This window comes from Mycobacterium sp. E2238 (assembly GCF_001672665.1).
Lineage (GTDB): Bacteria > Actinomycetota > Actinomycetes > Mycobacteriales > Mycobacteriaceae > Mycobacterium.
Genome location: NZ_LZKF01000104.1, coordinates 1 through 18,383, shown reverse-complemented (window position 1 = coordinate 18,383; position 18,383 = coordinate 1). Strand labels below are relative to the sequence as shown.

15 protein-coding genes are annotated in these 18,383 nt (G+C 68.0%); 10 read left to right on the top strand and 5 right to left on the bottom strand.

The genetic code is table 11. The features are described 5' to 3' along the window. Positions 1 to 79: 79 nt before the first annotated feature. The gene (locus A5711_RS08565) at positions 80 to 655 is read left to right on the top strand and encodes a TetR/AcrR family transcriptional regulator (protein WP_067945495.1); all 576 of its coding nucleotides are present in this window, start codon (positions 80 to 82) and stop codon (positions 653 to 655) included. On the opposite strand, the gene pgi is transcribed toward A5711_RS08565, so the two are convergent. Further along, complete coding sequence (gene pgi / locus A5711_RS08560) at positions 656 to 2,320, bottom strand: glucose-6-phosphate isomerase (protein WP_067945441.1); 1,665 nt, start codon at positions 2,318 to 2,320, stop codon at positions 656 to 658. 146 nt (positions 2,321 to 2,466) lie between these two features. Then, positions 2,467 to 2,799, bottom strand: a complete 333-nt coding sequence (locus A5711_RS08555) for a chorismate mutase (protein WP_082953264.1) — start codon at positions 2,797 to 2,799, stop codon at positions 2,467 to 2,469. A gap of 557 nt (positions 2,800 to 3,356) precedes the next feature. Here A5711_RS08555 and pcrA point away from each other — a divergent pair. Further along, positions 3,357 to 5,690, top strand: coding sequence for a DNA helicase PcrA (pcrA, locus tag A5711_RS08550; protein ID WP_067945437.1), 2,334 nt, complete (start codon positions 3,357 to 3,359; stop codon positions 5,688 to 5,690). A 114-nt stretch (positions 5,691 to 5,804) separates the two neighbouring features. On the opposite strand, the gene A5711_RS08545 is transcribed toward pcrA, so the two are convergent. Beyond that, positions 5,805 to 6,371 carry a hypothetical protein gene (locus A5711_RS08545; protein WP_067945435.1) on the bottom strand — a complete coding sequence of 189 codons (567 nt, stop codon included), beginning with the start codon at positions 6,369 to 6,371 and terminating at the stop codon, positions 5,805 to 5,807. A 1-nt stretch (position 6,372) separates the two neighbouring features. Continuing rightward, positions 6,373 to 7,419: a M23 family metallopeptidase gene (locus A5711_RS08540; RefSeq protein ID WP_067945493.1), complete on the bottom strand. Its 1,047-nt coding sequence runs from the start codon at positions 7,417 to 7,419 to the stop codon at positions 6,373 to 6,375. A gap of 323 nt (positions 7,420 to 7,742) precedes the next feature. Here A5711_RS08540 and sucC point away from each other — a divergent pair, with 323 nt between their 5' ends. The 3 genes from sucC to A5711_RS08525 all read left to right on the top strand — a co-directional run bounded on the left by sucC (position 7,743) and on the right by A5711_RS08525 (position 11,415). After that, the gene (gene sucC, locus A5711_RS08535; RefSeq protein ID WP_067945433.1) at positions 7,743 to 8,906 is read left to right on the top strand and encodes an ADP-forming succinate--CoA ligase subunit beta; all 1,164 of its coding nucleotides are present in this window, start codon (positions 7,743 to 7,745) and stop codon (positions 8,904 to 8,906) included. A gap of 12 nt (positions 8,907 to 8,918) precedes the next feature. After that, positions 8,919 to 9,821, top strand: coding sequence for a succinate--CoA ligase subunit alpha (gene sucD / locus A5711_RS08530; protein WP_067200182.1), 903 nt, complete (start codon positions 8,919 to 8,921; stop codon positions 9,819 to 9,821). Positions 9,822 to 9,894: 73 nt separating this feature from the next. Then, the gene (locus tag A5711_RS08525) at positions 9,895 to 11,415 is read left to right on the top strand and encodes an acetyl-CoA acetyltransferase (protein ID WP_067945431.1); all 1,521 of its coding nucleotides are present in this window, start codon (positions 9,895 to 9,897) and stop codon (positions 11,413 to 11,415) included. 85 nt (positions 11,416 to 11,500) lie between these two features. On the opposite strand, the gene A5711_RS08520 is transcribed toward A5711_RS08525, so the two are convergent. Continuing rightward, positions 11,501 to 12,349 carry an LLM class F420-dependent oxidoreductase gene (locus A5711_RS08520; RefSeq protein ID WP_067945429.1) on the bottom strand — a complete coding sequence of 283 codons (849 nt, stop codon included), beginning with the start codon at positions 12,347 to 12,349 and terminating at the stop codon, positions 11,501 to 11,503. A gap of 245 nt (positions 12,350 to 12,594) precedes the next feature. On the opposite strand from A5711_RS08520, the gene A5711_RS08515 reads away from it, so the two are divergent. The 5 genes from A5711_RS08515 to A5711_RS08495 form a co-directional block, all read left to right on the top strand. Next, entirely contained in the window at positions 12,595 to 13,479 is an 885-nt protein-coding gene (locus A5711_RS08515) for a DUF5336 domain-containing protein (protein ID WP_067945491.1), read from the top strand. 39 nt (positions 13,480 to 13,518) lie between these two features. Then, complete coding sequence (locus A5711_RS08510; RefSeq protein ID WP_082975683.1) at positions 13,519 to 14,892, top strand: DUF6350 family protein; 1,374 nt, start codon at positions 13,519 to 13,521, stop codon at positions 14,890 to 14,892. A gap of 21 nt (positions 14,893 to 14,913) precedes the next feature. Continuing rightward, positions 14,914 to 15,561, top strand: coding sequence for a phosphoribosylglycinamide formyltransferase (gene purN, locus A5711_RS08505; protein WP_067945425.1), 648 nt, complete (start codon positions 14,914 to 14,916; stop codon positions 15,559 to 15,561). Continuing rightward, complete coding sequence (gene purH / locus A5711_RS08500; RefSeq protein ID WP_067945423.1) at positions 15,558 to 17,141, top strand: bifunctional phosphoribosylaminoimidazolecarboxamide formyltransferase/IMP cyclohydrolase; 1,584 nt, start codon at positions 15,558 to 15,560, stop codon at positions 17,139 to 17,141. Before purN ends, purH begins: the two co-directional genes overlap by 4 nt. A 41-nt stretch (positions 17,142 to 17,182) precedes the next feature. Then, positions 17,183 to 18,383: sigma 54-interacting transcriptional regulator (locus A5711_RS08495; protein WP_231971987.1), on the top strand; the 1,201-nt coding region annotated here is incomplete at its 3' end.

Genomic DNA, 18,383 nt, shown 5'->3' with positions numbered 1-18,383 from the left:
AACTAACAGTTCGTGAGTTAATACTCACAAGTTGTTAGTTATGCTGTCAAGCATGAGCGCGGGCAACCCGAAGCGGCGCATGACCGCCGAAGGTCGGCGCGAGCAGATTCTCGACGTCACGCACTCGATCGTCGACGCCGAGGGGTTTCACGCGGCCACACCCAACCGCATCGCCGAGGCGGCCGGCATCAATCGGTCGTTGATCTATCAGCTGTTCGGCGACCCGGCGGGACTGTTCGTCGCGCTGATCGACCGTGAGGCGGCCCGGGCCGGCGCCCAGTTCGCCGAGGCGGTCTCCGGGTTGGATGCCGTCGCCGACGACCAGTCGCTGGTGGTTGCTTTCGACGGAGTCCTGGCCGCGGTCGACGCGCACCCGGCGACGTGGCGGCTGTTCCTGTTCCCGCCGCAGGGCGCGCCACCGGAGTTGTATGCGCGGCTGGCTCAATCGCAGGCCGTCGTGCTGGAGTTCTTCGTCACCGAGCTGCTGCGCATCAATCCGCACGTGCACGATCCCGAATACACCGCGCGGATCCTGCACGCCGCCGGACGCGAACTGCTGCAGCTGCACCTCAGTGAGCCAGAGACCGCGACCGTGGAACGCTTGCGCACCTTCGTGCGCCGGCTCGGCTCGGACGTCATGAGCCGCACGGGGTGATCAGCTGGTGCGCCCGCGTTCTGTCCGGTAGCGGCGCACCAGCGCGTCGGTCGAGCTGTCGGACTGCGGCGCCGGCGAGCCGTCGGACGTGATCACCGGGAGCAGCGCCTTCGCCTGCGTCTTGCCCAGCTCCACGCCCCACTGGTCGAACGAGTCGATGCCCCAGATGACGCCCTCGGTGAAGACCTGATGCTCGTAGAGCGCGATCAACTGGCCCAGCACCGACGGCGTGAGCCGGTCGGCCAGGATCGAGGTCGACGGGCGGTTGCCGGGCATCACCTTGTGCGGCACGATGTCGGCCGGCGTGCCTTCGGCGGCGATCTCCTCGGCGGTCTTACCGAACGCCAGCACCTGGGTCTGGGCGAAGAAGTTGCTCATCAGCAAGTCGTGCATGCTGCCGGTGCCCTCGACGGTGGGCAGGTCGTCCAGAGGCTGGCTGAAGCCGATGAAGTCGGCCGGTACCAGCCGGGTGCCCTGATGCAGCAATTGGTAGAAGGCATGCTGGCCGTTGGTTCCCGGCTCGCCCCAGAAGATTTCGCCGGTGTCGGTGGTGACCGGGGTGCCGTCGGCGCGCGTCGACTTGCCGTTCGATTCCATCGTCAGCTGTTGCAGGTAGGCGGCGAAGCGCGCCAAGTCGTTGGAGTACGGCAGCACCGCGCGCGACTGGGCGCCCATGAAGTTGGAGTACCACAGCCCGATCAGCCCGAGCAGCGCCGGCGCGTTGGACTCTAACGGGGCGGTCTTGAAATGCCGGTCCACGATGTGGAATCCGGACAGGAAATCGGCGAAGGCCTCCTTGCCGATCGCGGCCATCACCGAGAGGCCGATCGCGGAATCGACGGAGTAGCGTCCCCCGACCCAGTCCCAGAAGCCGAACATGTTGTCGGTGTTGATGCCGAAGTCGTCGACCAGGCGCTTGTTGGTGGAGACCGCCACGAAATGCTTGGACACCGCGGCGTCGCCGAGCGCGTCGGTGAGCCAACGGCGGGCGGCGGTCGCGTTGGTCAGGGTTTCCAGCGTGGAGAACGTTTTGGAAGCGACGATGAAAAGCGTTGTGGCGGGGTCCAAGTCGGCCAGGGTGGCGATGAGGTCGGCCGGGTCGACGTTGGAGACGAACCGGGCCGAGATCCCGGCGTCGGCGTAGTGGCGCAGCGCCTGATAGACCATCACCGGGCCAAGATCCGATCCGCCGATGCCGATGTTGACCACCGTGCTGATTCTTTTCCCTGTCGCCCCGGTCCATTCACCGCTGCGTAACCGGTCAGTGAAGTCGCCCATCCGGTCCAGCACGGCGTGCACATCCTCGACGACGTTGTGGCCGTCGACGATCAGTTCGGCGTCCCGGGGCAGTCGCAGCGCGGTGTGCAATACGGCCCGGTCCTCGGAGACGTTGATGTGCGCGCCGGCGAACATCTGGTCGCGGCGCTCCTCGAGGTTAGCCGTCCGGGCCAGATCGACCAGCAGCCGCAGCGTCTCTCGGGTGATGCGGTGTTTGCTGTAGTCGATGTAGAGGTCGCCGACCGAGACGGTGAGCTCGCGGCCGCGGTCGGGATCCTCGTCGAAGAACTGGCGCAGATGGGTCGCGCCGATTTGGTCGTGATGCCTGCGCAGGGCGTCCCACGCTGGGGTGGCGGTGATGTCGGGGAGGCTTTGCACGGAGGTCATACTTCGACCCTAATCGGACGCGCAGCGACCCAGCCAGGCGTGACGGTCGCAAGCGCGGCGCAGCCGGGCGCTGCGGGCCGTCACCATCGGGCCCTGACGGTCGCAAGCGCGGCGAAGCCGGGCGCTGCGGGCCGTGACTGGCGTCCTCAGTGACCGAGCCGGCCCCTGCCCAACCTCAGCAACAGGATCGCCAGGTCCTTGCCGTCGGGACCGAGCTCGCTGTAGCGCTCGATCACCTTCATCTCGCGGCTGTGCACGAGGCGCGTGCCGCCGGATGCCATCCGGACCTTGCCGATCGCCTGAGACACCTCGGTGCGCCGCTTCACCGCGGCCAGGATCTCGGCGTCCAGCCGGTCGATCTCACGGCGCAAATCGTCGATACTCAACTCTTCGGCGGCGGCCGTCTGTGGGGTTTCCACCGTCTCAACCTTCATCTCTGCTGACTCCGCATTCTCGGGATGGGGGGGTTGTGGTCTCATCCGGTTTCGGGCCTCACAAAAGAGACGAGCCCCGGTCTTGAGGAAGCGGACCACGGGGCTCTGACGAAAGCAGCTAGACCACGGGGACCGCTAACCGGTACCCGTAGAAAAATCGGCGGCAGTTGGGGGTGCGAGGCCGCCGACGGCACTGCGCGTTGAGCACCAAACGAGTGTGCCACTAAAATCGGTTCTCGCGCAAAAAGGCGTTCGTGAGCTGGCTATTACTCAGTCGACGTCCGCATGGGGGACTGCCCGGTGTTCGGTGGCGGCGACGTTCGGGCCGGGTTTGCTTACCGGTACGGAATCCATTAACACGGCGTGAAATTGGGTGTTATGGAAGATTGTGCGAGATTGACGACGACGGAAACTCGGGCGCTGATTATGCGTGACTTTTATACTCGAGTCTAATTAGTCCCCATTTGAAATCGGGCCGCGTTTTGTTTGCGAAACACGCGTTTCGCCGCCCCGTTTTTGCCCGGCGGAGGACGGCCGGGGCACTAGCCTGGTGTCACGCCTTGGCGCGTTGCGTCGGTGGGCGGCGGTAAGTTTGGACCAACATGAGTGTGTACGCAGCCGATGCCAACCTGGCCTCCGAAGCAGATCAGTTGCTCGAAGGCCTCAACCCGCAACAGCGCCAGGCGGTGGTGCACGAGGGCTCGCCGCTGCTGATCGTGGCGGGGGCCGGCTCCGGCAAGACCGCGGTGTTGACGCGCCGCATCGCCTATCTGATCGCGGCGCGCGGCGTGGGCGTCGGCCAGATCCTGGCCATCACCTTCACCAATAAGGCCGCGGCCGAGATGCGCGAACGGGTGGTGCGGCTGGTCGGCAACCGGGCCCGCGCCATGTGGGTGTCCACCTTCCACTCGACGTGTGTGCGGATCCTGCGCAACCAGGCGTCGCTGATCGAAGGCCTCAATTCCAACTTCTCGATCTACGACGCCGACGATTCCCGCCGCCTGCTGCAGATGATCGGGCGCGACATGGGGCTCGACATCAAGCGCTACTCGCCGCGGCTGCTGGCCAACGCCATCTCCAACCTGAAGAACGAGCTGATCGACCCCGCGGAGGCGGTGGCGAAACTGACGGACGACTCCGACGACCTGACGCGCACGGTGGCGTCCGTGTACGGCGAATACCAGCGGCGGCTGCGCGCGGCCAACGCCCTGGACTTCGACGACCTGATCGGCGAGACCGTCGCGGTGCTGCGGGCCTTCCCGCAGATCGCCCAGCACTACCGGAGGCGGTTCCGGCATGTCCTGGTCGACGAGTATCAGGACACCAACCATGCGCAATACGTGCTGGTGCGGGAATTGGTCGGTCATGACGCCACGGGGTCGCCCGACGATGTGCCGCCGGCCGAATTGTGCGTGGTGGGTGACGCCGATCAGTCGATCTATGCGTTCCGCGGCGCCACCATCCGCAACATCGAGGACTTCGAGCGTGACTACCCGGACGCGATAACCATTCTGCTGGAACAGAATTACCGCTCCACGCAGAACATCTTGTCGGCGGCCAACTCGGTGATCGCGCGCAACTCCGGGCGCAGGGACAAACGGCTGTGGACCGACGCCGGCGCCGGCGAATTGATCGTCGGCTACGTCGCGGACAACGAGCATGACGAGGCCCGGTTTGTGGCCGAGGAGATCGACGCGCTCGCCGACCGTGGTGAGATCACCTATAACGACGTGGCCGTGTTCTATCGCACCAACAACTCGTCGCGGTCGTTCGAAGAGGTGTTCATCCGCGCGGGCATCCCCTACAAAGTCGTTGGGGGAGTGCGGTTTTACGAGCGCAAAGAGATTCGTGACATCGTCGCGTATCTGCGGGTGCTGGACAACCCCGGCGACGCGGTCAGCATGCGGCGCATCCTCAACACCCCGCGCCGGGGCATCGGGGACCGGGCCGAGGCGTGCGTCGCGGTGTACGCGGAGAACACCGGCGCGAGTTTCGCCGACGCGCTGGTGGCCGCGGCCGACGGCAAAGTGCCGATGCTCAATTCGCGCGCGGAGAAGGCGATCGCCGGTTTCGTCGAGCTGCTCGACGAGCTCAGGGGCCGGCTCGACGAGGACCTCGGCGACCTGGTCGAGTCGGTGCTCGAACGTACCGGATACCGGCGTGAGCTGGAATCCTCCACCGATCCGCAGGATCTGGCTCGTTTGGACAACCTCAACGAACTCGTCAGTGTGGCACACGAATTCAGCACCGACCGGGCAAACGCCGCCGCGCTGGGCGAGTCGCTGCAGGCCCCGGAGGACGAAGACGTGCCGGACACCGGCGTGCTCGCGGAATTCCTGGAGCGCGTCTCGCTGGTTTCCGACAGCGACGAGATCCCCGAGAACGACGCCGGCATGGTCACTTTGATGACGCTGCACACCGCGAAGGGGCTGGAGTTCCCGGTGGTGTTCGTCACCGGTTGGGAGGACGGCATGTTCCCGCACATGCGGGCGCTGGACGACCCGATGGAACTGTCCGAAGAGCGGCGCCTGGCCTACGTCGGCATCACCCGCGCCCGGCAGCGGCTGTATCTCAGCAGGGCCATCGTCCGGTCCTCCTGGGGGCAGCCGATGCTCAACCCGGAATCGCGCTTCCTGCGGGAGATTCCGCAGGAACTCATCGAGTGGCGGCGCACCGCGCCGACCCCGTCGTTCAGCGCGCCGGTGAGCGGCGCCGGCCGGTTCGGTGCGCCGCGCGCGGCCCCGACCCGCTCGGGCGCGGGAAAGCGCCCGTTGCTGGTGCTCGAGCCCGGCGACCGGGTGACTCACGACAAGTACGGGCTCGGCCGCGTCGAAGAGGTCTCCGGCGTCGGCGAGTCGGCCATGTCTCTCATCGACTTCGGCAGCGCCGGACGGGTAAAGCTGATGCACAACCACGCCCCGATCAGCAAGCTCTGACCGCGTGGCGGCTGCGGATCATTAGGCGACTCGGGATTTTGATATCGCTGGTGATATCGGATGTGAAAGCCGCCTACTGGTTGGCCGCCGGGCCGGCACCCGCTTCGGCGCGGGTCAGGCGTCCAGCCAGCGTTTGGTTCGCGGGTGCATCGCCAGCACCACGCTGGCGATCGGCAGCAGCGGCAGCAGGTGCACTATCCACGCGACGCGCGCACCGGCGATGAACACACCAAGGTAGGTCAGCACCGCGACGACGGCCCCGACCACGATGAGGTAGCGCCCAAAAGGCCGGCGCTGCAGCAACATGACCACGCCGGAAACGGTGGTTATGGCGAACACCAGGGTCAGAAACGCGACGGCGATGCAAAACAAGCGGTCGGTCCGCCACCAGCCTGCGATCAGGTCGGTCGCCACCACCGACGTGGCCCACCCACTGATGATGCTGACAGCGCAGGCCGCGACGGCCGTCCGGCCGCTCGACTCACCCAACGTGGCCGGGCGTCCCGCGCGAGCGGCGCCCGGGTAGGGCGGTGGCTGCGGAGCGATGAGGCTGGTCGGGGACTCCGGTGCGATGGGGACCGGTCCAGTGGGTGCGCGGCGGATGATCCGCGTCTTGGAGTCCGACGGCGACGTGGACTCGTGCGGCTGCGGACCGGGAGATGGTTGATTCGGCGCGGTCACCTCAACCAGCGTAGTTACCGACCATAAGACCCCGCTTAGCCAGCCACGGAACGGGGTCGATCCGTTCGGTGCCGCCCTGGAGCACCTCGAAATGCAGGTGCGGGCCGGTGGAATTACCGCGGTTGCCCATGGTGGCGATCTGGTCGCCGGCCATCACGCGCTGGCCGACGCTGACCAGCGTCGTGTTGACGTGGCCGTAGAGCGTGACCGTGCCGTCGGCGTGGCGGAGCTTGACCAACGCCCCATAGCCGGCGGCCGGCCCGGAGTCGATGACGACACCGTCGGACACCGCGTAGATCGGTGTGCCGATCGAGTTGGCCAGGTCGATGCCGGCATGCAGCACCCCCCAGCGGTAACCGAAGTTCGAGGTGAAGATGCCCTTCGTCGGCATCACGTAGAGCGGCTGCTGCAGTCGCGCCTCGCGCTGGGCGCGATCGTTGGCGTAGGCGACGCCCTTGGCGAACTCCTGGTTGTGCAGGGCCGCGGTCGCCGCCGGCTCGAGCGCGACCACCTGGGGGCCGCGAACGGTGTTGGCGCCACCCGATCCGCCGGTGAGCGCCGACGCGTTCGCGGTCAGCACGGCCTCGGTCTTGGGGGTGTCGGCATGGCTGGTGGCGGTGTGGGCCGCCGCGGCGGCCGCGCCGGCGGCCATCGCCGAGATCAGCAGGCGGCCCCGGGCGGCGCTGGTCGGTTCCTTGCGATGCTGCCCGCCGCGTCGTGCGACACCGACGACGTCGTGCGCGCGACCGACGCGGAGCTCGGCTGCGGACCTGACGACCACCCGCGGTAGCACCTCGGTGACCGGGGCGTCCAGCCACAGCGGGGCCGGGTCGTCGGCGTCGTTCAGGTCGTCGAGTTCGGGGGCCAGCAAGACCTGGGCTTCGTTGTCGAAGGTCGAGTCGTTGCTGTAGTCAAGGTCGCCGAGGTCTTTGGCGTCGTCGCGCCAATCCAGATCGTCGAAGTCGAAGCCGTCGAGCGGGAGGATCTCGGTGACTTCGTTGCGATGGGGCTCAATCCCTCGGCCGCCGGCCGCGCGACCAACCCGCACCACACCTGCTGTTTCAGCAGTAGAAGGAGCCAAACGATGCTGGGGCAAGCTGAAATGTCCTCGTATCGTGACCATACCGTTATCTGGACCCTAGGACGGTATCCGCTGACGTGCGGAGCTGGCAACCTCGTCGCGCAATCCAAGTGAAATTGTGATTTGGGTCACGAACCGGGTACGCCGGGATCCCGTGAGCTGTGCCACATCGCCGGACGCGCCGGTTAAGGCCGGTAGGAGGGTCGATACAGTTCGTCCGTGCGAGTTGCCGAACGCGGCACCGCCCATCAAGAGGCCTAGTAGTTGAGTCGAGCGAAGACAGAGAGTCCATGGACCTTTTCGAGTATCAAGCAAAAGAATTGTTCGCCAAGCACAACGTACCGACTACGCCGGGGCGGGTGACCGACACCGCCGAGGGCGCTCGGGAGATCGCCACCGAAATCGGCCGCCCGGTGATGGTCAAGGCGCAGGTGAAGGTCGGTGGCCGCGGCAAGGCCGGTGGCGTCAAATACGCGGCGACGCCCGAGGACGCCTACGAACACGCCAAGAACATCCTCGGCCTCGACATCAAGGGTCACGTCGTCAAGAAGCTGCTGGTCGCCGAGGCCAGCGACATCGCCGAGGAGTACTACATCTCCTTCCTGCTGGATCGGGCCAACCGGACCTACCTGGCCATGTGCTCGGTCGAGGGCGGCATGGAAATCGAGGAGGTCGCCGCCACCAAGCCCGAGCGGCTGGCCAAGGTTCCGGTGGACGCCGTCGACGGGGTCGACCTGGAGACCGCGCGTTCCATCGCCGAGCAGGGCCACTTGCCGGCCGAGGTGCTCGACGCGGCCGCGGTGACCATCAACAAGCTGTGGGAGCTCTTCGTCGCCGAGGACGCCACGCTGGTCGAGGTCAACCCGCTGGTGCGCGACCCGAAAGACCAAATTCTGGCGCTGGACGGCAAGATCACGCTCGACGCGAATGCCGACTTCCGCCACCCCGAGCACGCGGAATTCGAAGACCGCGCCTCCACCGACCCGCTGGAGCTGAAGGCCAAGGAGCACGACCTCAACTACGTGAAGCTGGACGGCGAGGTCGGCATCATCGGTAACGGCGCCGGGCTGGTGATGTCCACGCTCGACGTCGTCGCGTACGCGGGCGAGAAGCACAACGGCGTCAAGCCGGCCAACTTCCTGGACATCGGCGGTGGCGCGTCGGCCGAGGTGATGGCCGCGGGGCTGGACGTCATCCTGAACGATAAGCAGGTCAAGAGCGTCTTCGTGAACGTGTTCGGGGGCATCACCTCGTGCGACGCAGTCGCCAACGGAATCGTGACGGCCCTGAACATGCTCGGTGACGAGGCGAACAAGCCGCTCGTCGTGCGGCTCGACGGCAACAACGTCGACGAGGGCCGCCGCATCTTGGCCCAAGCCAACCACCCGCTGGTGATCCAGGCCGAGACCATGGACGCCGGCGCCGACAAAGCCGCCGAGCTGGCGAACAAGTAAGGGAGCCAAGCAATGTCGATCTTCCTGAATAAGGACTCCAAAGTCATCGTCCAGGGCATCACCGGCGGCGAGGGCACCAAGCACACCGCACTCATGCTCAAGGCCGGCACCCAGGTGGTGGGCGGGGTGAACGCCCGCAAGGCGGGCACCACCGTCTCGCACGTCGACCCCGTCGGCAAGGACGTCGAGCTCCCGGTGTTCGGCACGGTCGCGGAAGCGATCAAGGAGACCGGCGCCAACGTGTCCGTCGTCTTCGTGCCGCCGAAATTCGCCAAGGACGCGATCATCGAGGCCATCGACGCCGAGATCCCGCTGCTGGTCGTCATCACCGAGGGAATTCCGGTGCAGGACACCGCATACGCGTGGGCCTACAACCTGGACAAGGGTCACAAGACGCGCATCATCGGGCCGAACTGTCCGGGGATCATCACCCCGGGCGAGGCGCTGGCCGGCATCACCCCCGCGAACATCAGCGGCCCCGGGCCCGTCGGGCTGGTGTCCAAGTCCGGCACGCTGACCTACCAAATGATGTACGAGCTGCGCGATTTCGGGTTCTCCACCTCGATCGGCATCGGCGGGGACCCGGTCATCGGCACCACCCACATCGACGCCATCGAGGCCTTCGAGAAGGACCCCGACACCAAGGTCATCGTGATGATCGGTGAGATCGGTGGCGACGCGGAGGAGCGCGCGGCCGACTACATCAAGGCCAACGTCTCCAAGCCGGTCGTCGGCTACGTCGCGGGGTTCACTGCGCCCGAAGGCAAGACGATGGGCCACGCGGGCGCCATCGTGTCCGGCTCGTCGGGCACCGCGGCCGCCAAGAAGGAGGCCTTGGAGGCGGCCGGCGTCAAGGTGGGCAAGACGCCGTCGGAGACCGCGGCGCTGGCCAGGGAGATCCTGCAGAGCCTGTAGTCCGCGATCGCGGCGCAAGCTGCGAGGCCCCCCGATTAGGTCGGGAGACGGACCTGCGGTAGATAGTTGGTCTATGAATCTCGACCCGAACACCCCCGTCGTCGTCGGTGTGGGGCAGGCCGCCGAACGCGTCGACGACCCGAACTATCGCGCGATGTCGCCGGTCGAGCTGGCCGCCGCGGCGGCCCGGGCCGCCGTCGACGACTGCGGTGGCGAGGATGTCGCCGCGGCCATCGACACCGTGGCCGGCGTCCGGCAGTTCGAGATTTCGGGCTTTATCAACGCCCCGCTCGGGCGGTCCAACAACTACCCCCGGTCCGTGGCCAACCGCATCGGCGCTTCGCCCGCCCGCGCGATCCTCGAAATCGTTGGGGGACAGGGGCCGCAGCACCTGATCAGCGAGCTAGCGGGGGAGATCGCGGCCGGCCGCTCTCAGGTCGCGATGGTGTTCGGATCGGACGCCACCTCGACGTTGCGCTACTTCGCCAAAGCCGAAGCCAAGCCCGACTTCACCGAGACGGTCGACGGTGATCTGGAGGACCGCGGGCAGGGCATCGAGAAGCTGGTCTCGCGCTACACCGTCAGCCACGGCCTGACCAGCGCGCCGATCCAGTACGCGTTGCTGGAAAACGCCCGGCGCGCCGGGACGGGGCTCGGACCGGTCGAATACCGGCGGCGGATGGGCGAGCTGCTCGCGCCGTTCACGAAGATCGCGGCCAGCAATCCGTTCGCCGCCGCACCGGTAGAACGCACGGTCGATGAGCTGATCACCGTGACCGAGCGCAACCGGATGATCGCGGAGCCCTACCCACGGCTGATGGTCGCCCGCGACCAGGTGAACCAGGGCGCTGCCGCGCTACTGATGTCGGTCGAGGCGGCGCGCCGCCTCGGAGTGCCCGAGGAGAACTGGGTCTATCTGCACGGCCACGCCGATCTGGAGGAACAGGCGCTGCTCGAGCGACCCGATCTCGGGCATGCGCCGTCGCACCTGTTGGCCGTGCGCGAGGCGCTGGCCATGGCCGGCATCGGCATCGACGATGTCGCCACCTTCGATCTGTACAGCTGCTTTCCGGTGCCGGTATTCAACATCTGCGACGGCATGGGCGTCGCGCCCGACGATCCGCGCGGCCTGACCCTGACCGGCGGGCTGCCGTTCTTCGGCGGCGCCGGCAACAATTACTCGATGCATGCGGTAGCCGAGACCGTCGCGCAAATGCGAAGCACACCAGGTGAATTCGGTCTCGTGGGCGCCAACGGCGGCATCCTGAGCAAGTACTCGGTCGGTGTGTACTCCACCGCTCCGGCGGAGTGGAAGCCCGATCGCAGCGCCCAGGCGCAGGCGCAGGTCGCCGGCTGGCCGACCGTTCCGGTGACCGAGCACGCCGACGGCGTCGGCACCGTCGAGACGTACACGGTGCGGCGCGACGACGGCCGCCCGACCGGGATCATCGTCGGCCGGCTCGACGACGGCAGCCGGTTCCTGTCCACCACCGAGGACGACGACTTGGTCGCGCTGCTCATCGACGGCGACCCGCTCGGGCACTCGGTGCGGGTGCGCTCCTTCGACTACGGCAACCGCTGCACGCCGGCGTGACGGCCCGGTTCTTCCGCGACACATAAACCACGCACGCGACACGCCGCAGGTGGCCGCCGTGGTTTATGTCTCGCGGATCGCGAAGCTAAACGAGAGCGGCCAGCTTGCCGGCCAGCCGCTCGACGTAGGCGGCGATCTCGTCCTCGGATCGATCCGGGAGGCCGAACAGCACCTCGGTCACCCCGAGTTCGGCCCACTTGGCGAGCTTCTCGGGAATCGGCTTGAAGTCCAGCGCGACAATCTGCGGGGCGCCGTCGCGGCCGGCAGCCGCCCAGGTGTCCTGCAGCAACTTCACCGGCTCGTCGATGTCGAAGTCGCGCGGGGTGGTGATCCAGCCGTCGGCGCTGCGGGCGATCCACTTGAAGTTCTTCTCGTTACCGGCCGCCCCGACCAGCACGGGAATGTGCGGCTGCACGGGCTTGGGCCACGCCCAGCTGGGCCCGAACTTGACGAACTCGCCGTCGTAGGCCGCTTCCTCCTTGGTCCACAGCTCCCGCATGGCTTCGATGTATTCGCGCAGCATGGTGCGGCGCCGCCCGGGCGGCACGCCGTGATCGGCGAGCTCGTCGGTGTTCCACCCGAACCCGACGCCGAGGCTGACGCGTCCGGCAGACAAATGGTCGAGGGTGGCAATGCTTTTCGCCAGCGTGATCGGGTCGTGTTCGACGGGCAGCGCCACCGCGGTGGACAGCCGCACCCGTGACGTGACGGCGCACGCCGCGCCCAGGCTTACCCATGGGTCTAGCGTCCGCATGTAGCGGTCGTCGGGCAGCGACGCGTCGCCCGTCGTCGGGTGCGCCGCCTCGCGCTTGATCGGGATGTGAGTGTGTTCTGGCACGTAGAAGGTCGTGAAGCCGTGTTCGTCGGCAAGCTTCGCGGCCGACGCCGGAGAGATGCCACGGTCGCTGGTAAAAAGCACAAGCCCGTAATCCATGGAGAGAATTAGAACGTGTTCTACCTGCGCTGAGCAAGCCGCCGCCGTGGCGGCACGGATCGACGTCCAAGCCGGTGGCCACGGCACCGGCGTTCCGAAGTGCGCTAGCGTGGTTGATCGATCGCGTCGCAACGCAACCGCCGGGCACGGCGTTTATGGAACGGCGCGCCCGCAAGCACAGCGTCGCGACGCAACTGTGGCGCCCGCAGAGGCACTTCAAGGCACTGGAAGCAACAGGAGGAGCCATGACCTACTCGCCCGGTAGCCCCGGATATCAGCCCGCATCACCCGGGGGCTCCTACTCAGGTGGCACGCCGTCGTTCACCAAGGACGACGACGGCGCGACCAAGCTCCCGCTCTACCTGAACATCGCGGTGGTCGTGCTCGGCCTGGCGGTGTATCTGCTGAACTTCGGGCCGACGTTCACCATCGGCTCCGACCTCGGCCCGGGCGTCGGCGGACGCGCCGGCGACGCGGGTACGGCGGTGATCGTCGCGGTGCTGGCCGCGCTGCTCGCGGGGCTGAGCCTGCTGCCCAAGGGCAAGAGCTACACCGGAGTCGTCGCGGTCATCGCGGTCCTCGGTGCGCTGCTGGCCATCACCGAGACGATCAACCTCCCGGCCGGCGTCGCGATCGGCTGGGCGATGTGGCCCCTGGTCGCGTGCAGCGTGCTCCAGGCGATCGCCGCCGTCGTGGTCGTCCTGCTGGAGGCGGGCGTCATCACGGCGCCGGCGCCGCGGCCCAAGTACGACCCCTACGCCCAGTACGGCCAATACGGCCAGTACGGGCAGTACGGCCAGCAGCCCTACTACGGCCAGCCCGGCCAGCAGCAGCCGCAGCACCCCGGATACGGGTCGCAGTACGGCGGCTACCCCGCCAGCCAGGCCCCGACCCAAAGCGCGGTTCCCACCGGCGGTTTCGGTGCCCAGCCGCAATCCGGGCCCCAGGCGGCCGCGCAGCAAGGACCGTCCACGCCGCCCACCGGTTTCCCCAGCTTCAGCCCGCCGCCCGCGGCCGGCTCGGGCTCCGAGGGCTCGGCGCCCAACTACTCCAACCAGGGCGGGGGCCAGCCGCCCTACGGCCAGGAGCAGCAGCCGCCCTCGTCGCCGTCTGGTCCAGCACCCTCCTAACCGTGCGCCCTCGCGCCTAGTCGGGACGTACGCCGAAGAGTGAAAAGGGTGTCGGAAGGCGCGGACAACCGGCCAGCGGGCGCTCGCCAGGCGCGCGACCTCGTCCGCGTCGCGTTCGGCCCGGCGGTGGTGGCCTTGGTCATCATCGCCGCGGTCACGCTGCTGCAGTTGTTGATCGCCAACAGCGACATGACCGGCGCGCTGGGCGCGATCGCCAGCATGTGGCTGGGCGTGCACCAGGTGCCGATCTCGATCGGCGGCCGCGAACTGGGCGTGATGCCGCTGCTGCCGGTGCTGCTCATGATCTGGGCGACCGCGCGCAGCACGGCGCGGGCGACCTCTCCGTATTCCTCCTGGTTGGTCGTCCGCTGGGTGGTCGCGTCGGCGCTGGGCGGTCCCTTGCTGATCGCGGCGATCGCCCTGGCCGTCATCCACGACGCCTCGTCGGTGATCACCGAGCTGCAGACGCCCAGCGCCCTGCGCGCGTTCACCAGCGTCCTCGTCGTGCACACCGTCGGCGCCGCGATCGGTGTGGGGTCCCGGGTGGGGCGAAGGGCGTTGGCGGCGTCGTCGCTGCCGTTTTGGCTGGCCGATGCCCTGCGCGCCGCGTCGGCCGGTGTGCTGGCGTTGCTCGGGCTTTCGGGCTTGGTCACGGCGGCGTCGCTGGTGGTGCATTGGGCGACGATGCAAGACCTCTACGGGATCACCGATTCGATATTCGGGCAGTTCAGCCTCACGGTGCTGTCGATGTTGTACGCGCCCAACGTCATCGTCGGCACCTCGGCGATGGCGGTCGGGTCCAGCGCCCACCTCGGCTTCGCGACGTTCAGTTCGTTCACCGTCTTCGGCGGCGACATTCCGGCCCTGCCGATCCTGGCCGCGGCCCCCCACCCGCCGCTCGGCCCGGTGTGGGTTGCCCTGCTCATCATCGGCGCGTCCTCCGGGGTGGCGGTCGGGCAGCAGTGCGCTCGCCGTGCGCTCCCGCTGATTCCCGCGACGGCCAAGCTTCTGGTCGCCTCCGTCGCGGGGGCGTTGGCGATGTCCCTGCTCGCATACGGCGGCAGCGGCCGGCTGGGAAACTTCGGTGATGTGGGCGTCGACCAGGGCGCCTTGCTCATCGGGGTGTTCTTCTGGTTCTCGGTCGTCGGCGGAATCACCCTGGTGATGAGCGGCGGCGTCCGGGCCCGGCCCCGGCGACCCAAGCCCGCGCCCGCCGCGGCCGAAGAACCGGCGGACTTTGCCGGGGCTTTCGACGAGGCGGACGACGAACCGCCGCCGGATTCCGCCGATCCCGACGAGTTCGCCGCGCCCGACGCGCTGGTCGGCGACGACGCCGAGGCGGTGGGCGACGACCCCACCCCGCCCCCCGACGACGCGCAGCCGACCGCGACCGACCGCGAGCCCGGCGAGTAGCTCCCACTAGGCTCTCTGCTTGTGGCCGAACCGCTCCATGTGCCCCCAAGTGCGCCGGCGCGAGTGGTGGTACTGGCATCGGGCACCGGGTCGCTGCTGAGTTCGCTGCTCGACGCCGCCGTCGGCGACTACCCCGCCCGCGTGGTCGCGGTCGGTGCCGATCGCGAGTGTCTAGCCACCGAGATCGCCGCGAGGGCATCGCTGCCGACGTTCACCGCCCGGCTGGGCGATCACCCCGACCGCGCCGCCTGGGATGCGGCCGTCACCGAAGCCACCGCCGCGCACGCGCCCGATCTGGTGGTGTCGGCGGGGTTCATGAAAATACTTGGGCCCCAGTTCCTCTCGCGCTTCTACGGCCGGATCATCAATACCCACCCCGCTTTGTTGCCGGCGTTTCCGGGCGCGCACGGCGTGGCCGACGCGTTGGCCTACGGCGTCAAGGTCACAGGTTGTACGGTGCACCTGGTGGATGCCGGAACGGACACCGGGCCGATCCTGGCGCAGCAATCCGTGCCGGTGCTCGACGGTGACAGCGAAGAGTCCCTGCATGAACGCATCAAGGTCACCGAACGGAAGCTCCTGGTGGACGTGGTGGCCGAGATCGCGACCGGTGGCCTGACCCTGGTCGGAAGAACAGCGACGATCGGACGAAAGGCGACCAAGCGATGACCACCGACGAATGGCCGGAGACGGCGAAAAGGCCGATCCGGCGCGCGTTGATCAGCGTCTACGACAAGACCGGGCTCGTCGAACTCGCCCGCGGGCTGGCCGACGCGGGCGTCGAGATCGTCTCGACCGGGTCGACGGCGAAGACCATTGCCGAAAAAGGGATCCCGGTCACGCGGGTGGAGGAGCTGACCGGCTTTCCCGAGGTGCTCGACGGGCGGGTCAAGACGTTGCATCCGCGGGTGCATGCCGGCCTGCTGGCCGATCTCCGCAAACCCGAGCACGCCGCCGCGCTCGAGGAACTCGGCGTCGCCGCCTTCGAACTCGTCGTCGTCAACCTCTACCCGTTCAGCGAGACCGTCGACTCTGGCGCCAGCATCGACGAATGCGTCGAGCAGATCGACATCGGGGGGCCGTCGATGGTCCGCGCGGCCGCGAAAAACCATCCCAGCGTGGCGGTGATCACCGATCCGCGCGGCTATGACGGCGTGCTCGCCGCGGTGCGGCACGGCGGCTTTACCCTCGCCGAGCGCAAAAAGCTGGCGGCGCTGGCGTTTCAGCACACCGCCGAATACGACATCGCCGTCGCGGGCTGGATGGAGTCGACGTTGGCGCCCGAGCACCCGCCGACGGCGTTCCCCAAGTGGCTGGGGCGCAGCTGGAGCCGCTCGACGATGCTGCGTTATGGCGAGAACCCGCACCAGCAGGCGGCGCTCTACAGCGACCCCGCCGCCTGGCCGGGGTTGGCGCAAGCCGAGCAGCTGCACGGAAAAGAGATGTCGTACAACAACTTCACCGACGCGGACGCGGCCTGGCGGGCCGCCTTCGACCACGAACAGACCTGCGTCGCAATCATCAAGCACGCCAACCCCTGTGGGATCGCCATCTCGTCGGAATCGGTGGCCGACGCGCACCGCAAAGCCCACGAATGCGATCCGCTGAGCGCCTTCGGCGGCGTCATCGCGGCCAACACCGAAGTCAGCGTCGAGATGGCCGAGTATGTGAGCACCATCTTCACCGAGGTCATCATCGCGCCGGCCTACGCGCCGGAGGCTTTGGAAGCCTTGACGCGCAAGAAGAACATCCGGGTGCTGGTGGCCTCCGAGCCGCTGACCGGCGGCATCGAGCTGCGGCCGATCAGCGGTGGGCTGCTGGTGCAGCAACGTGACGAGCTCGACGCGCACGGTGACAACCCGGCGAACTGGACTCTGGCGACGGGATCACCGGCCGATCCGGCCACGCTGACCGATCTGGTCTTCGCGTGGCGGGCGTGCCGGGCGGTCAAGTCGAACGCCATCGTGATCGCCGGCGGCGGCGCGACCATCGGCGTCGGGATGGGGCAGGTGAACCGGGTGGACGCGGCCCGGCTGGCCGTCGAACGAGGCGGCGATCGAGTTCGCGGCGCGGTCGCGGCCTCGGACGCGTTCTTTCCGTTCCCCGACGGACTCGAGACGCTGACCGCCGCCGGGGTGAAAGCGATCGTGCACCCGGGCGGGTCGGTGCGTGACGACGAGGTGACCGCGGCGGCGGCCAGCGCCGGCGTCACCTTGTACCTCACCGGGGCCCGCCACTTCGCTCACTGAACGCTCAGCGCGTGGGGCCAGTGGGCAACGCGTAGCGTGGAGTGGTGCCATCACCCAGCAATCTGCCCCGCACCGTCGGCGAGCTGCGTGCCGCCGGCCATCGTGAACGGGGAGTCAAACAGGAAATTCGGGAAAACCTGCTGACGCGGCTCGCCGACGGCGCGGAAGGTGAAGCTGTCTGGCCGGGGATCCTGGGTTTCGAGGACACCGTCCTGCCCCAACTGGAGCGGGCGCTCATCGCCGGGCATGACTTCGTGCTCCTCGGCGAACGTGGCCAGGGCAAGACCCGGCTGCTGCGCGCGCTGACCGGGCTGCTCGACGAGTGGACGCCGGTGATCGCCGGCGCGGAACTGGGCGAGCATCCCTACTCGCCGATCACGCCGGAGTCGATCCGCAAGGCCGCCACTCTGGGCGACGACCTGCCGATCGAATGGAAGCACCGCAGCGAGCGCTACACCGAGAAGCTGGCGACGCCCGACACCAGCGTCGCGGACCTGGTCGGCGACATCGACCCGATCAAGGTTGCCGAGGGTCGCAGCCTCGGGGACCCGGAAACCATTGCCTACGGCCTGATCCCCCGCGCACACCGCGGGATCGTCGCGGTCAACGAGCTTCCCGACCTCGCCGAGCGCATCCAGGTGTCGATGCTCAACGTGATGGAGGAGCGCGACATTCAGGTCCGCGGCTACACGCTGCGCCTGCCGCTGGACGTGTTGGTGGTCGCCAGCGCCAACCCCGAGGACTACACCAACCGCGGCCGCATCATCACCCCGCTCAAAGACCGGTTCGGTGCGGAGATCCGCACCCACTACCCGCTGGAGCTCGAGGCGGAGGTTGGCGTCATCGTGCAGGAGGCGCACCTGTCCGCGCAGGTGCCCGACTACCTGATGCAGGTGATCGCCCGGTTCGCCCGGTACCTGCGGGAGTCCAACTCCGTCGACCAACGCTCCGGGGTGTCGGCGCGGTTCGCGATCGCCGCGGCCGAAACCGTGGCGGCAGCCGCCCGGCACCGCGGCGCGGTGTCGGCCGTCGCGCGGCGCAGCAGGTGTTCGAGCACGGCCTGTTCGCGGCCTTCCTCACCGGACTCGAATTCCAGCTTGCCGCGCAGGACGTCGATCACGGTGCCGAGGTCGACCACGCGGGCCACCGGATCGGTCTCGCCAAGCACCGCGCCGCGGTGCCGGGCGGCTGCCGCCACGGTTTCGGCCGCGGCGATCGCGAACCGCGCCGACACCCCGGAGC

Excerpts from the sequence above, each read along its gene's own strand:
- A5711_RS08555 (WP_082953264.1), bottom strand. The coding sequence starts at position 2,799 with ATGAGACCACAACCCCCCCATCCCGAGAATGCGGAGTCAGCAGAGATG.
- purH (WP_067945423.1), top strand. The coding sequence starts at position 15,558 with ATGACCACCGACGAATGGCCGGAGACGGCGAAAAGGCCGATCCGGCGC.
- sucD (WP_067200182.1), top strand. The coding sequence starts at position 8,919 with ATGTCGATCTTCCTGAATAAGGACTCCAAAGTCATCGTCCAGGGCATC.
- A5711_RS08525 (WP_067945431.1), top strand. The coding sequence starts at position 9,895 with ATGAATCTCGACCCGAACACCCCCGTCGTCGTCGGTGTGGGGCAGGCC.
- A5711_RS08520 (WP_067945429.1), bottom strand. The coding sequence starts at position 12,349 with ATGGATTACGGGCTTGTGCTTTTTACCAGCGACCGTGGCATCTCTCCG.
- pcrA (WP_067945437.1), top strand. The coding sequence starts at position 3,357 with ATGAGTGTGTACGCAGCCGATGCCAACCTGGCCTCCGAAGCAGATCAG.
- sucC (WP_067945433.1), top strand. The coding sequence starts at position 7,743 with ATGGACCTTTTCGAGTATCAAGCAAAAGAATTGTTCGCCAAGCACAAC.
- A5711_RS08565 (WP_067945495.1), top strand. The coding sequence starts at position 80 with ATGACCGCCGAAGGTCGGCGCGAGCAGATTCTCGACGTCACGCACTCG.
- pgi (WP_067945441.1), bottom strand. The coding sequence starts at position 2,320 with ATGACCTCCGTGCAAAGCCTCCCCGACATCACCGCCACCCCAGCGTGG.
- A5711_RS08515 (WP_067945491.1), top strand. The coding sequence starts at position 12,595 with ATGACCTACTCGCCCGGTAGCCCCGGATATCAGCCCGCATCACCCGGG.